At 44.9% G+C, this 15,346-nt stretch carries 8 protein-coding genes; all 8 read left to right on the forward strand.

What is annotated here, in order from left to right:
* Positions 1-7: 7 nt before the first annotated feature.
* The 8 genes from RB604_RS05215 to RB604_RS05250 all read left to right on the forward strand — a co-directional run bounded on the left by RB604_RS05215 (position 8) and on the right by RB604_RS05250 (position 15,342).
* Positions 8-2,020: a RagB/SusD family nutrient uptake outer membrane protein gene (locus tag RB604_RS05215; RefSeq protein WP_007479270.1), complete on the forward strand. Its 2,013-nt coding sequence runs from the start codon at positions 8-10 to the stop codon at positions 2,018-2,020.
* A gap of 29 nt (positions 2,021-2,049) precedes the next feature.
* Entirely contained in the window at positions 2,050-3,036 is a 987-nt protein-coding gene (locus tag RB604_RS05220) for a BT_3044 domain-containing protein (RefSeq protein ID WP_005927401.1), read from the forward strand.
* Between the two features lie 122 nt (positions 3,037-3,158).
* Positions 3,159-5,447: a GH92 family glycosyl hydrolase gene (locus tag RB604_RS05225; protein ID WP_007479266.1), complete on the forward strand. Its 2,289-nt coding sequence runs from the start codon at positions 3,159-3,161 to the stop codon at positions 5,445-5,447.
* Positions 5,448-5,458: 11 nt separating this feature from the next.
* On the forward strand, positions 5,459-6,853 hold the full coding sequence (locus RB604_RS05230; protein ID WP_007479265.1) for a glycoside hydrolase family 30 protein: 1,395 nt from the start codon (positions 5,459-5,461) through the stop codon (positions 6,851-6,853).
* Between the two features lie 29 nt (positions 6,854-6,882).
* Entirely contained in the window at positions 6,883-9,441 is a 2,559-nt protein-coding gene (locus tag RB604_RS05235) for a glycoside hydrolase family 3 protein (RefSeq protein ID WP_007479264.1), read from the forward strand.
* A gap of 25 nt (positions 9,442-9,466) precedes the next feature.
* Complete coding sequence (xyl3A, locus tag RB604_RS05240; protein ID WP_007479263.1) at positions 9,467-12,055, forward strand: xylan 1,4-beta-xylosidase; 2,589 nt, start codon at positions 9,467-9,469, stop codon at positions 12,053-12,055.
* 96 nt (positions 12,056-12,151) lie between these two features.
* Positions 12,152-14,104, forward strand: a complete 1,953-nt coding sequence (locus RB604_RS05245; RefSeq protein WP_007479262.1) for a sialate O-acetylesterase — start codon at positions 12,152-12,154, stop codon at positions 14,102-14,104.
* A 98-nt stretch (positions 14,105-14,202) separates the two neighbouring features.
* Positions 14,203-15,342 carry a hypothetical protein gene (locus tag RB604_RS05250; protein ID WP_055293621.1) on the forward strand — a complete coding sequence of 380 codons (1,140 nt, stop codon included), beginning with the start codon at positions 14,203-14,205 and terminating at the stop codon, positions 15,340-15,342.
* Positions 15,343-15,346 lie beyond the last annotated feature (4 nt).

The raw sequence follows: 15,346 nt of genomic DNA on the forward strand, positions 1-15,346 counted from the left end.
AATGAGTATGAAATTCATAAATAAGAGTGTTTGGTTAATCCCATGTTTGGTATTGGGATTAATGAGCTCATGCGATTTTTTGAGTGTTGACAAATATTTTGATGATACATTGAAATATGACTCGGTATTTGCCAACCGGGTAAATTTGGAGAAATATTTATGGGGAACGGCAGGAGAGTTGCCGGATGAGAGTAAGATATTTGGAAATGACGAAACTCCCGGTATTACGGCTGCCGATGATATATTTACGTTGATGGGCTATGACTTGTTCCATGGAAAAGCATTGACTTTAGGACTTGTTTCTGCTGCCAATACTCAGGGATTAGGAGTATGGAGTACCTGTTATAAGGTAATTCGTAAAGCGAATCTTATTTTGAACAGAATGGACGAATGTACGAATATTACGCCTTTGCAAAAACAGGAGTTATTGGGTTACACTCATTTTCTTCGTGGGTATGCTTATTATTATATTCTGATGAATTATGGTCCGGCAGTACTCTTGGGTGATGAGGTTCTGGAAACGAATGAAGAGGCGGAGTATTATGATCGGGCTCGTGCCACGTATGATGAGACAGTGGAATACATTTGTTCCGAACTGGAAATAGCTGCTAAATACATTCCAGCGGATGTTTCTGTCGTAAATTATGGCCGTCCTTCAAAGGGGGCAGCTTACGCAATTATAGCCCGCGTACGTTTACAGGCGGCTAGTCCGGCATTTAATGGAGGAACGGCAGCTTATCGCTATTTTGGAAACTGGAAACGTGGTACGGATGGAGTACAATATGTATCCCAAACCTATGATGAAAGAAAATGGGCATTGGCAGCTGCTGCTGCCAAGCGTGTAATGGATATGGATGGCGGACAACGCTATACATTGCATACGGTAGGAGCCTCAAGTTCCGGCGCATATGTTACCCCTGAGTTGCCGGAAGGTGTTCCTACGGAAACTTTTCCGAATGGCGCCGGAGGAATCGACCCTTTGAAATCTTATACGGATATGTTTAATGGAGAAACTTATTCGACACAAAATAAAGAATTGATCTGGGCGCGTAATTCAGGAGAAGTGGCAGAGTATACCCGTCAATCTTTCCCAGCAGTTATGGGAGGATATAGCGGTATGTGCCTGACACAGAAATTAGTGGATGCTTATAAGACGCGTAACGGAAAAACAATTCAGGAAGCTGCTCCCGATGAATATTCGGAAGAAGGTAATACGACAAGGGTTCAGACATTCTCTGGTTATCGCTTAAATAGAGGTACTTATAATATGTACAGTAATCGTGAGATGCGATTCTATGCTTGTGTAGGATTTAGTGGTTGTTATTGGCCGGGAACTTCTTGTAGTAATAGCGGTTCTTTCAATTTGACGGTGAATTATTATATGAATGGTAATGCAGGAAAGAATATGGCTACCGGAGACCATAAGGATAGAAATTATGCTGTAACCGGATATGTATTGAAGAAATATATTCATCCTTCAGACAATTGGTATAATGGTAACGGCTCTGCTCGTGTAGCCAAAGCCTTTCCGATTATTCGTTACGCTGAAATTCTTTTGTCTTATGCGGAAGCCATCAATCATTTAAATTCTACGCATACGGTAACCATGGAGAGTGGCGAAACTTATGAACTCTCGAGAGCCGGTAATTTGCAGGATATGATCACAGCGTTCAATATGATTCGCTATAGAGCAGGCTTGCCGGGATTACGGGCACAGGATTATGCAACTGAGGAGGATATGGATGCACAGATCGTGACAGAACGTATGGTTGAGTTTTTAGGTGAAGGACGTCGTTTCTATGATATTCGCCGTTGGGGTATTTATGAAGAGGAAGAAAGCAAACCTATCGAGGGTATGAATATAGACGGACTTGAAAACGAATTTTTCCAGCGTACAGTTGTCAATCATGCGGACTATCGTAACCGGGTGGTTGATAAAAAAACAGTGTTTTTGCCTATTCCCCGGAATGAAGTGAGAAAAGCTCCTAAGTTGGATCAGAATCCGGGATGGGATGATTAATATAAACCTATGTATTTAAGGAAAAGAACATGAAAACAAGTCGTATATTATTGGCAGCTGCTGTAACTTTTTGCATGACAGCTTGTAATGAAGATGCACAGTTTGATAAGGAATTGTACAAGAAAGTGATAAATGTCTTAAGCGATGATAACCTGGTTTTTTCAGTGAACCATGATCTGAATAAGCAAGAGTCCACCGGATATATAAGTATCGGATGTGGAGGAACCAAGCATATAGATACGGATGTATTGGTGGAACTGGAACCGGATAATGAAGCGCTGGCAGAGTATAACCGATTGAATTTTGATATTGATGAGTCGAAGTTTGCCCACGCACTCGACCCACAGCGGTACGATATACCTGATATGACCACCGTATTAAAAGCGGAGAGTGAAGATAATTATGGTACTATTCCGGTACATGTACGTCCGGAAGGTTTGTCTCCCGATTCTATTTATCTGATTCCTCTTCGAATTAAAAGTGTATCGGCTTATGAAATTAATCCGGATAAACGTACGGTTCTATACCGCGTTTTGCTGAAAAATGATTATGCTCTTCAATCGCCTTCAACTACTTACTCGACGGTAGGTATGGATATATTCTATAAGGAAAATGGAGAAGATATCGACCGGTATAGTTCGTTCTCATTGACACGTCCGGTTGTTCCCTTGACAAAGAATTCGATTCGTTGTTTTGCCGGTATGAATACGTATGATGTTTCTAAATTGACGAAAGAGGATATTCAGAAATATGCGATACGTATAACAGTGAATGAGGATGCGACTTTGACAATAACTTCGGTGGGTACCATGCAGGTTGAAATGGTAGATAGCAGTGAAAGCAATTTATATGTAGAGACGAAGACCAATTTGGATAGAATTCAAAGGTTCTATTTACATTACCGGTATCGTCTGTTGAAAGACGGATGTGACGGTAGTAATGGCGATGCCGATTATGACGTTTGGCACGATATAGAAGAAACGATGACAAAGAAAGAACCTTTGATCAATTCGTAAGGTAAAAAGGTATTGTTTTCAGTGATTTTTTGAATACAGGTCTCATGGATAGAGATGTACAACCAATCGTTCCATGGGACCTGTTTTTATTAAGGTAGCATTTTTTTACAGACGTAATACTTATGGTAAATACTATAATTCGGAAAATACTTATTTTATTGTTGGTTGCAGGAACGACGGGTATCACAAAACTGGAAGCTGCTTCGGCGAAAGCTCCGGTCGATTATGTGAATCCATATATGGGGAATATCAGTCATTTGCTGGTTCCTACCTATCCGATCGTACATCTGCCCAACAGTATGTTAAGAGTTTATCCGCAGCGTGGTGATTATACTTCGGATAAAATTCATGGGCTCCCATTGATACAGATCAGCCATCGCGGTTCTTTTGCTTTTAACCTGTCGCCTTTTCAGGGGGATGCATCCGGATTGTCCCGGGTAATCAATTTTGAGTATGATAACGAGGTGACCAAACCTTATCACTATCAGGTGGATTTATGCAATCAGCAGTTACATGTAGAGTTTGCACCTTCGCACCAATCGGCAATTTATCATTTTGATTATAAGGAAGATAAAACTCCTTATCTCATATTAAATGCCGGAAATGGTGAATTGGAGGTTAGCGGTAACGTGATTTCCGGTTATCAGAATATGTGGAATAACCTGCGGGTATATATCTATATGGAGACGGATACGGAGCCGATGAAGACGGGTACTCTCCAATCTGATAAATGGGAGGAAGGAAAACGCAAGGCAAAAGGGGATAATACCTGCGTGGTGGTCGGCTGGAATGCCGCTCCGCTTTCGTTGAATGTCCGTTATGGAGTTTCGTATATCAGTGTGGAGCAAGCGAAAAGGAACTTACGAAGAGAGATCAAAGACTTTGATCTGAAAAAGGTAACGTCGGCAGGACGCAAAATCTGGAACGAAGAACTTGGAAAAATCAGTGTTTCCGGTGGAACGGAAAATGACCGTTTCGTTTTCTATACTTCTCTGTACCGTTGCCTGGAACGTCCGGTAAACATCAGTGAAGAAGGCCGCTATTTCTGTGTATACGATAATCGGATACATGAAGACGGTGGTTATGCTTACTATACGGACGACTGGATTTGGGATAGTTATCGGGCGGCCCATCCTTTACGAATATTGACCGACCGGAAAAAACATACGGATATCATCCGTTCATTTCTGAGGATGTCCGAGTTCAGTTCGGACCATTGGTTTCCTAATTTTCCGGAAGTGACGGGAGATTCGCGCCGGATGAATTGCAATCATGGAGTCTCTGTCATAGCGGATGCCTGGTATAAAGGAGTACGTGATTTTGATTTACAGAAGGCCTATACCTATACGAAGGCTGCTATTGAAGAAAAGACGCTGGCTCCCTGGTCGAGTGCAAAGGCCGGATGGATAGACCGTTTTTATAAAGAGAAAGGATATATCCCGTCATTGGCATCGGGAGAACAGGAAACGGTGCCTGAAGTGAACTCTTTTGAGAAAAGGCAATCGGTCGCTGTAACGTTAGGGACAGCTTATGACCAGTGGTGTCTGTCGCGTATCGCTTCTGCTCTCGGATTGGAGAAGGAAGCGGATCATTATGTGTCCTGTTCTTACAACTATCGTAATTTGTTTAATCCCCAAACCTCTTTCTTCCACCCCAAGGATAAGGATGGCCGTTTTTTAGAGCCTTTTGATTATCGTTTTTCCGGGGGACTCGGTGCACGTGAATATTATGGAGAAAACAACGGTTGGATTTATCGGTGGGACGTTCAGCATAACTTCGGCGATTTGGTAAATATGATGGGAGGAGCTTCGGCTTTTGTTAAAAACCTGGATGCCACCTTCAGTGAATGGTTGGGGAAACCGAAGTACGAATTTTACGCCCAACTCCCTGATCACACAGGAAATGTGGGGCAATTTTCTATGGCTAACGAGCCTTCTCTACACATTCCTTATCTGTACAATTATGCACAGACCCCTTGGAAAACCCAGCAACGGATCCGTTCGCTGGTTCATCAGTGGTTTCGGAATGATTTGATGGGAGTTCCCGGAGATGAAGACGGTGGCGGTCTTTCTTCCTTTGTCGTTTTCTCAATGATGGGCTTTTATCCGGTTACACCGGGCTTGCCGGTATATCATATCGGAAGTCCTTTCTTCTCTTCCGTAAAAATGAAGTTAAGCAATGGAAAGGTCTTGGAAATTATTGCCCGTAATTGTTCGGTTGATAATAAATATATTCAGTCGGCTAAGCTGAATGGTAAAGTATGGTCAAAGCCCTGGTTTCGTCATGAAGATATAGAAAACGGAGGAAAACTCGAATTTGTAATGGGTAATCAATGTAATACGGAATGGGGAGCGAGTGCCGATGATGTACCTCCCTCACTTAATGTAATGGAACATAAACACAACTACTAAACTATATACCTATGAGATTTAAATTTTTATTATTATCACTTTTAGCAATTCAGGGCTGTAAATCACCTGATATTCAAGAAGCGGAAATTTATAGTACATCCGAGCAGGCTCAGTGGCAGAGGTCGCCCGTGCAGGTCCAGAGGCAGACAGACGTGGATGCCGACATTATTGTTTCGGATACGGAAGAACAGGTGATTGACGGTTTTGGCGGATGCTTTAATGAATTGGGATGGGATGCTTTGTCTTTATTATCCGAAGGGCAGCGTGATACGGTATTAAATGCTTTGTTTGGCCCGGATGGTGTGCATTTTACATTCTGCCGTTTACCGGTCGGCGCGAATGATTATGCCCGTGACTGGTATAGTTATAATGAAACTCCGGGAGATTTTGAAATGAAGAATTTCAGTATAGAGCGCGATAAGGGTGGGGTGATACCCTATATAAAAGCCGCATTAGCCATCAATCCGAATCTCAAGTTATGGGCTTCACCCTGGAGTCCTCCTGTCTGGATGAAAGCCACCAAACATTATGCGACTGCTCCCGGTGAGCACAACGATTTCAGAGAAGGAAATGAAGTGGCCGGTGATCATCTTATACAAGAGCCCGAATATCTGACTGCTTATGCGCTTTATTTATCCAAATTCATTGATGCGTATAAACAGAATGGCATTGACGTTTCGTTATTGTATTTTCAGAATGAACCCTATACAAAGCATCAATGGCCCAATTGCAGTTGGCTTCCGAAGTCGATGGCCAATTTTATCGGGAAATATTTAGGACCGGCATTTAGCGAGAAGCATCCGAATGTCGATTTATGGTTCGGTACTTTTAACTGCAATAAGATGGCAGATTTGGCTTGTGTGATGGAAGATACTGATGCCGCCCAATATATCCGTGGCATCGGATTGCAGTGGGAAGGAAAAGATATTGTGGCTGATGTTCATCAAAAATACCCTGATATGAAACTGATGCAGACAGAAAACGAGTGTGGCGGCGGTACTTTTGACTGGGGAGCGGCAGAACATACATTTGACTTGCTGAATACCTATTTGAACGGAGGTGTGAACTCTTATATGTACTGGAATATGGTTTTGCAGGATGATGGTGCCAGTTCTTGGGGATGGAGACAAAATGCGATGATACGTATCGACTCACAGACGAAACAGGTCATTTATACACCGGAGTTTTATGTGATGAAGCATTTGAGCCATTTCGTGAAGAAAGGCGCTCATCGGCTGAATGTATCGAAAGGAAATAATGTATTGGCATTTAAAAATCCGGATGGACAGGTAGTTATTCTTTGCGCCAATAAAGATACGGAAGAACGGAATATCAGGATAGCCTGCAAAGGACATGTGGCCAATGTAAAACTGGCTCCCAAAACATTTAACACGATAACCCTTTAAACTTTTAAATATTTAAACTACAAACTTACATGATGAAGATTCTTAAATTAATCGGATGCTCGTTATCTCTGTTGGCATTGCCGTTGACAGGGCAGGCACAGAACGGTGGCGAGCTGTTCCGCGACATGAATGCTCCTCAGCATGAACGTCTTTTAGATTTGCTCTCCAGATTGACGATAGAGGAAAAAATCTCTTTGCTGGTGAATGATGCAAGAGAGATTCCCCGCTTGAATATTGATAAATATTATCATGGAAACGAAGCTTTGCACGGTATTGTCCGCCCGGGTGAGTTTACGGTATTTCCTCAAGCTATCGGGTTGGCGGCAACTTGGAATCCCGGGCTGATTTTTGAGGTCTCTTCCGCCATTTCGGATGAGGCGCGGGGACGTTGGAAAGAGCTGGATTATGGTAAGAAACAAATAGCCGGTGCCAGTGACTTGCTGACTTTCTGGTCGCCTACTGTAAATATGGCCCGTGACCCGCGTTGGGGCAGAACTCCGGAGACTTACGGAGAAGATCCGTTTCTGACCGGAGTGATCGGCTGCGAGTTTGTCAAGGGCTTGCAAGGCGATCATCCCCGTTATTTGAAAACGGTTTCTACTCCTAAACACTTTGCTGCCAATAATGAGGAGCACAACCGTTCGAGCTGTAATGCACGAATGTCCGAACGGGACTTACGAGAGTTCTACCTGCCTTCTTTCGAACGTTGTATCGTCGATGCAAAGGCGCAGTCCATCATGATGGCCTACAATGCGGTGAACGGGGTTCCCTGTACAGTCAATACCTACCTGATAAAGAATGTATTGCGTGGAGACTGGGGCTTTAACGGTTATATTGTTTCAGATTGCAGCGCCCCCGAGTGGATGGTGACTAAACATAAATATGTGAGAGATCTGGACGCAGCTGCGACATTAGCTATTAAAGCCGGACTCGATTTGGAGTGCGGTGACCGTGTATATACGGCTCCGTTATTGAAAGCCTATAACGAATCGATGGTAAGCAAAGCCGATATCGATTCTGCCGCTTACCGGGTTTTGCGGGGCAGAATGCTCCTGGGGCTTTTTGACGATCCTTCTCAGAATCCCTATAATCAGATAGAGCCCTCTGTTATCGGTTGTAAGAAGCATCAGGAACTGGCATTGGAAACTGCACGGCAAAGTATGGTTCTTCTGAAAAATCAGAAAAACTTCTTGCCTTTAAATTTAAAGAAAGTAAAGTCCATTGCTGTGGTGGGTATCAATGCCGGTCACTGTGAATTTGGAGATTATAGCGGCATTCCGAAGAACGCTCCCGTTTCTGTGCTCGATGGTATCAGGAAGTATGCTGAAAAAGCGAATGTGGAAGTTGTATATGCCCCTTGGGTATCTACGGGTTCGGATTTTGATCCGATTAGCAAGAACTACTTCCCGAACGGCTTGAAAGCAGAGTATTTCACAAATAGCAAGTTGGAAGGTACACCGTCGGTTCGTACGGAGGAAGAGTTGATTTATGATCCCGCCAACCGTCCTGATCCGTTCCAGCCGCAGGCACCCATGTCCATTCGCTGGACAGGTGTTCTTAAACCGGCCGTTTCGGGAGAATACACATTGGGACTGAAAACGGACGACGGTTGCCGTCTGTTTCTGGATGGAAAGAAACTGATTGACTCGTGGACAGAACGAAGTGCCCAGATGGATAATGTAATAGTGAAGTTGGAAGCCGGCAGAGAATATAACTTGCAGGTGGAGTATTTTGATGGCGGCGGAGATTGTTTTGCGCGTCTTTATTGGAAGGTACCTACTACCGATCAGGTAGATCGTTTGGCATTGTTTGGCGATGCCGGTAAGGCTGCCAAAGAGTGTGATGTAACCGTTGCCGTTTTGGGTATCAATAAATCGATCGAGAGAGAAGGGCAGGATCGTTACTCTTTGGAGTTACCTACCGATCAGCAGGAGTTTATCCGTGAGCTCTACAAGGTAAATCCGAATACGGTGGTCGTGTTGGTTGCCGGAAGCTCTTTGGCCATTAACTGGATCGATGAAAATGTTCCGGCCATATTGAATGCCTGGTATCCCGGCGAACAGGGTGGAACAGCTATTGCAGAGGTATTGTTTGGCGATTACAATCCGGGCGGCCGCCTTCCGTTGACTTATTATAACTCATTGGACGAGCTTCCTTCTTTCGATAATTACTCGGTACAAAACAGAACTTATCAGTATTTCAAGGGTAAGCCTTTATATGAGTTTGGTTACGGGTTGAGCTATACGAAGTTCAACTACAAGAAGAAGAATGTTTCAATAGCCAATGATACGATCGATATTACATTCAAGGTATCCAATGCCGGTAAATACGATGGTGATGAAGTGGCTCAGGTATATGTTCAGTATCCGGAGACAGGTACTTATATGCCTCTGAAACAGTTGAGAGGTTTCTCCAGAGTACATATAAAGAAAGGGAAGTCCGCAGACGTAACCATTTCCGTACCGAAAAAGGAACTGCGCTATTGGGATGAGAAAACCCGGCAGTTCGTGACTCCTGAGGGTAAATATGTGTTCCTGATAGGAAGCTCGTCTGAAGATATTAAACTTCAGGAAACCATTGAATTATAATATCTCCCTAATTAAGAAAAGAAGAATGAAAAAACTTATATTTACTTTATGTCTGGGTGCTATCGCTATCACTGGTGTAGCGCAAAATGCACCTTACAAGAATCCGGATTTATCTCCGGAACAGCGTGCGGAGGATTTATTGGGGCGGTTGACTTTGGAAGAAAAAGTACGGCTGATGCAAAACGAATCTTTCCCGGTGGAGCGGTTGGGTATTGCCCATTACGACTGGTGGAACGAGGCGCTGCACGGAGTAGCCCGTGCCGGAATAGCTACGGTATTTCCCATTACAATGGGAATGGCTTCCACTTTTGATGATAAGCTGGTAGAAGATGTGTTTACGGTTGTCAGTGATGAGGCCCGTGCCAAATATCATAATGCACATCGGGAAGGCCGCAGAGGGGTACGTTGTGAGGGATTGACTTTTTGGACACCGAACGTGAATATCTTCCGTGACCCGCGTTGGGGACGCGGACAGGAGACCTATGGGGAAGATCCTTACCTGACCAGCCGTATGGGAGTTGCAGTCGTTAATGGGCTGCAAGGGCCTGCCGATGCCAAATATGACAAACTTCATGCCTGTGCCAAACACTATGCCGTGCATAGCGGTCCGGAAGCCAAACGCCATTATTTCAATGCGGAGAATATTTCGCCCCGCGATTTGTGGGAAACTTATTTGCCGGCCTTTAAAGACCTGGTACAGGAAGCGGATGTAAAAGAGGTGATGTGCGCCTATAACCGCTTTGAAGGAGATCCTTGTTGTGGCAGCAATCGTCTGTTGACTCAGATTCTGCGTGATGAATGGGGATATAAACACATGGTGGTAAGTGACTGTGGAGCCATCAGCGATTTCTTTTATAAAGACCGCCATGCCACTCATAAGGATGCGGCGGATGCAAGTGCCGCCGCCGTGCTAAGCGGTACTGATCTGGAATGCGGTATTGAATATGCCCATCTGGAAGAAGCGGTAAAGAAAGGGCTTATTTCGGAAGAACGGATCAATACAAGCCTGCGTCGTCTGTTGAAGGCCCGTTTTGAACTGGGAGAGATGGACGATGATGCCCTGGTTCCGTGGAGTAAAATCAGTATCGATACAGTGGATTGTGAAACCCATAAGCAGATGGCTCTGGATGTAACCCGTAAGTCTATGGTATTGCTGCATAACAACGGTGTGCTTCCGCTTGCCAAAACAGGTACGCGTATTGCCGTTATGGGGCCGAACGCAGTGGATTCTGTGATGCAATGGGGTAATTATAAAGGGACTCCGTCACACACATCCACCATTTTGGAAGGAATACGTAATAAGATTGGTAACGTGCCTTATGAAAAGGGCTGCGAGTTATTGACTAATCAGGTGTTCGATTCTTATTTCAGTGAGGTGTCCAACAATGGCAAACCGGGCTTCACCGGCACTTATTGGAATAATATGGATCTGAAAGGCGAAGTAGCCGCTATACAGCAGGTAAGCACCCCTTTCAATTTCAACAACGGTGGAAATACCGTTTATGCTCCGGGAGTCGGACTGTATAACTTCACTGCATCTTATGAAGGAACTTTCCGTCCGAAGAATAACGGTGATTATTCTCTGGTTATCGAGGGTGACGACGGGTATCGTGTCTATGTCAACGGTGAGAAAGTGATTGATTACTGGGGGGCACATGCCAGTGCAAAAAGAGAATATACACTGAAAGCTATTGCCGGAAAGGATTATAAAATCAAGGTGGAATATATGCAGGCGGGTGCGGAAGCGTTGTTGCGCTTTGACATCGGTGTTTATCGTCAGATAGCTCCTGAAGCGGTTGCCGGAAGAGTATCGGATGCTGATGTTGTGATTTTCGTTGGCGGAATTTCTCCGGATCTGGAGGGTGAAGACAAGTATTTTGTCAACTGCCCCGGTTTCAGTGGTGGTGACCGTACGACGATCGAGCTGCCGGAAGTACAACGTAACATCTTGAAGGCATTGAAACAGGCCGGTAAAAAGGTGATCTTCGTGAACTGTTCCGGTTCGGCTGTCGCTCTGGTACCCGAAACGAAATCATGTGATGCCATTCTACAAGCGTGGTATCCCGGACAGGCCGGAGGAACGGCTGTAGCGGATGTGCTGTTCGGTGATTATAATCCGAGTGGAAAACTGCCTGTCACTTTCTACAAGAATACGGATCAGTTGCCTGATTTTGAAAACTACGACATGAAAGGACGTACTTACAGATACATGACAGAAACTCCTTTGTATCCTTTCGGCTACGGATTGAGCTATACTACTTTTGATATATCCAAAGGCCGTTTGAGTAAAAATGTGATCTCTACCAATCAGACGGTGACCTTCAAAGCCAATGTGAAGAATACAGGCAAGCGCGAAGGTACTGAGGTTGTTCAGGTATATGTTCGCAAAGTGGGTGATAAGGAAGGACCTGTCAAGACTCTCCGTGCTTTCCGCAGTATACCGTTGAAAGCCGGTAAATCGTCAGTCGTTTCTATCGACCTTCCGCCGAGAACGTTTGAATTCTTCGATCCGGAGACCAATACCATGCGTATCCTGCCGGGAGATTATGAAATTATGTATGGTAATAGCTCGGAAACGTTACCGGGAAATAAATTGAGTATCAGGCTGAAATGATGCTCTGAACGCTGAAACGAACTGTTTGTAAATTAGTTGGGAACGATGTTATTCACCGTCAGATAACATCGTTCTCATCGTTAAATAAAGTAAGAAATGAAAGATCATTTGAAATCATTTTTTGTAGGAGCGGCATTGTTCATGCTGGTAGCTCCTGTATCTGCCAGGATTACTTTGCCTGCTTTTTTCACAGACAATATGGTAGTACAGCAAAATAGTATGCTGACTTTGGAGGGGAAAGCGAAGCCGCAGCGTACGGTAACGGTTGTAGCAAGTTGGAATAAGCAAAAATACACTGTCAAATCCCAGGCCGACGGTTCATTCCGGTTGGAGATACCGACACCTGTGGCTGGTGGCCCGTATACATTGACTCTTTCCGATGGAGAAAAATTGATATTGGATAATGTAATGTCCGGTGAAGTCTGGTTTTGTTCCGGCCAGTCGAATATGCAAATGCCGGTAGCGCAGTGGGGAGGAGTGATGAACTATGAACAGGAGACGGCAGAAGCACAATATCCCTCCATCCGTTTGTTGCAGATCGAGAGGAGGATCGGATATACTCCTGCTACGGATGTGGAGATCATCGGTGGCAGTTGGAAGGAATGCAGTCCGGTTACTGTTGCGGACTTTTCTGCTGTGGCTTATTTCTATGCCCGTGAGTTATGGAAGAATCTGAATGTTCCCATCGGGGTGATTGACTGTACTTGGGGAGGAACTCCTGCCGAGTCATGGACCAGTGCGGGTACATTGAAGCAAGTGGCGGAATTCCGGGAAAAACTGACTGAGATGGAAGCACTCGGCTTTGATAAAGAACGATTGATGGCAGCTCATCAAAAAGAGATGCAGGCATGGGAAAGAGAGTTTATGAACCGGGATGCCGGCTATGGAGAGGGGCAGCCTTTATGGATATCTTCCTTGCAAACCGGTGACGGTTGGCAACCGATGCAACTTCCGGGATTCTGGGAACGGAGCGGTCTGGATGGTTTTGATGGTGTTGTATGGTTTCAACGTGAAATAGAAATCCCTGCGGCTTGGCAAGGAAAAGAGGTCAGGCTGTCTTTGGGAAAGATTGACGACGAAGATATTACTTACTATAACGGACAAGAAATAGCAAGGGGACAGGGGCACGCGACTCCCCGGTCTTATATGATTCCTGCCAACGAGGTAAAAGCCGGAAAGGGTGTTCTGACCATACGTGTGACCGATTATGGAGGTGAAGGAGGAATCAATGGCGCTCCCGAAGATTTATATGCAGAAGTTGGTGGCGAACGGATCTCACTGGCCGGAAAGTGGATTTACCGGATAGGTATGTCGGTTACCGATATTCCTGCGAAACCGGTTTCTCCCGAGAGTTCTCATTATCCCTCCGGGTTGTACAACGCCATGGTCAGTCCGTTAACTGCTTTCCCCGTTAAGGGTGTCATCTGGTATCAGGGAGAAGAAAATGCCAGTAGAGCCGAGCAATATGCTCCTTTGTTCCGGGCATTGATTGCCGATTGGCGGAAACAGTGGAAAATTGATTTGCCTTTCTACTTTGTACAATTGGCCGGTTATATGACTCCGCAGGAAGTACAGCCGGATTCCCGGTGGGCAGTTCTTCGCGAGGCACAGGCCGAGGCTTTGCATATAGCCAATACAGGGATGATAACAGCCGTCGATTTAGGCGATCCGTATGATATTCATCCGAAGAACAAGCAGGATGTCGGTAAGCGGCTGGCGGCTTTGTCATTAGCCGATACTTACCGGAAAGGTACTTATCACATGCCGGTTTGTACAGGATATAAGGTTTATGACCGTACACTTGCTTTGGCATTCGATTCACCTGTACAAGCTAATGCAGGAGAAGTAAAAGGATTTGTATTGGCTGGCCCCGACGGAGTATTCTATCCGGCTAAAGCAACGTTGCAGCAAAATGGTAAAAGTGTCGTGTTGGAATCTCCTCAAGTGGAAATTCCCATTGCGGCACGTTACAACTGGGCCGACTGCCCGAACGGGAATCTGTATAGCCCGTCCGGAGTACCGGTAGGCCCTTTCCGCACAGACAAGTAGACGTAAAGAAAGAACCTGTCTGATTGGGTTGATTTTTCAGGCAGGTTCTTTTATCAGACGATGTTAACCGATATACAACGATGTTAACTTACTATATTATGAGAAAAAAAATATTTATCGCTTTGTTAGGTATCTGTTGCCTGCATGCGAACGCACAAACTATTTTGCATAAATCGGCTACGCTTCCCCGGGTAGGCGATGAAATCTGTAAGCAGGAGATCAATTACTTCTCACCCGGTGAGCCGGGTCCGGGTCAAGTTTGGCAAATAGAGCAACTGACTCCGGTGAAAGAACAATATGAACTGGTTTATACCGGCAGTGATTCTCTCTTAACCGGTACGGAGCACTGTACCATGTATAAATACCGCATACAGGGAGATTCTTTATGGAAAGTCGGCGTAGAAAATAGATCGACTTACCAGAAAGCCGTTTTTCCGGAACTTCTGGCTGTGTATCCTATGAAACTGAATGACCGTTTCGAAAGTTTGTTCGGCTATATCGGTGAGTATCAGCACGCGTATGGTATGGAGTTGTCAGGTAAGACTACCGTTACGGCAGATGCGGAAGGTATTCTCGTGATAGAGGGAGATACGGTGCCGGATGTGTTGCGTGTACATACGCAGCGCCGGTTTGTTCAGGACCTGGATTTTCACGGTGTATACCGTGCGGTAGATGACTCTGCCGGATGGTTATGTAAATTCCATCCGGATAGCATTTTGTCCCGTATCCATGCGGATACCCTTATCACGCAAACGGATACCTACTCTTGGTATACTCCGGGTTATCGTTATCCTATTCTGGAAACAGTGGAGAACACATTGATTCGTCGTGGTACTCATGAATCTCATTTTCGAACGGCATTTTATTATTCACCGTCCGAGCAATATTATACTCTGAATGAAGATGCGGACAATCAACAGACACGTGAAGAAAGGTCCATGCAGAAACAGAAAAAAGAGGAACAGTCCCGTAACGGCTCTTTCCCTTTGGGAGATGGTTTTGGTAAATGTAATTTTTATCAGAAGGACGCTCATCTGGTTGTAGAATATTTACTGACTGCTCCTTGTGAAGTCGAGATCGCTTTATACACTGTGCAGGGAGAGCTTTTGTCCGTCTTTCCAAAGAGGGAAATGCGTCCGGGGCAATATCGCGAATCTATCACCATCGATCCTTCTCTCTTTAGGCATTATATACTACGTTTGGTTGTCAATGGTAAAACCTATGGTGAGAAAATTTGAACAT

Source organism: Bacteroides salyersiae, from assembly GCF_031172035.1.
In the GTDB taxonomy this organism is placed as follows: Bacteria; Bacteroidota; Bacteroidia; order Bacteroidales; family Bacteroidaceae; genus Bacteroides; species Bacteroides salyersiae.

What these genes read in the sequence shown, in the direction of transcription:
- RB604_RS05225 (WP_007479266.1), top strand. Translation starts at nt 3,159, where the DNA reads ATGGTAAATACTATAATTCGGAAAATACTTATTTTATTGTTGGTTGCA.
- RB604_RS05250 (WP_055293621.1), top strand. Translation starts at nt 14,203, where the DNA reads ATGAGAAAAAAAATATTTATCGCTTTGTTAGGTATCTGTTGCCTGCAT.
- RB604_RS05220 (WP_005927401.1), top strand. Translation starts at nt 2,050, where the DNA reads ATGAAAACAAGTCGTATATTATTGGCAGCTGCTGTAACTTTTTGCATG.
- RB604_RS05245 (WP_007479262.1), top strand. Translation starts at nt 12,152, where the DNA reads ATGAAAGATCATTTGAAATCATTTTTTGTAGGAGCGGCATTGTTCATG.
- RB604_RS05235 (WP_007479264.1), top strand. Translation starts at nt 6,883, where the DNA reads ATGATGAAGATTCTTAAATTAATCGGATGCTCGTTATCTCTGTTGGCA.
- xyl3A (WP_007479263.1), top strand. Translation starts at nt 9,467, where the DNA reads ATGAAAAAACTTATATTTACTTTATGTCTGGGTGCTATCGCTATCACT.
- RB604_RS05215 (WP_007479270.1), top strand. Translation starts at nt 8, where the DNA reads ATGAAATTCATAAATAAGAGTGTTTGGTTAATCCCATGTTTGGTATTG.
- RB604_RS05230 (WP_007479265.1), top strand. Translation starts at nt 5,459, where the DNA reads ATGAGATTTAAATTTTTATTATTATCACTTTTAGCAATTCAGGGCTGT.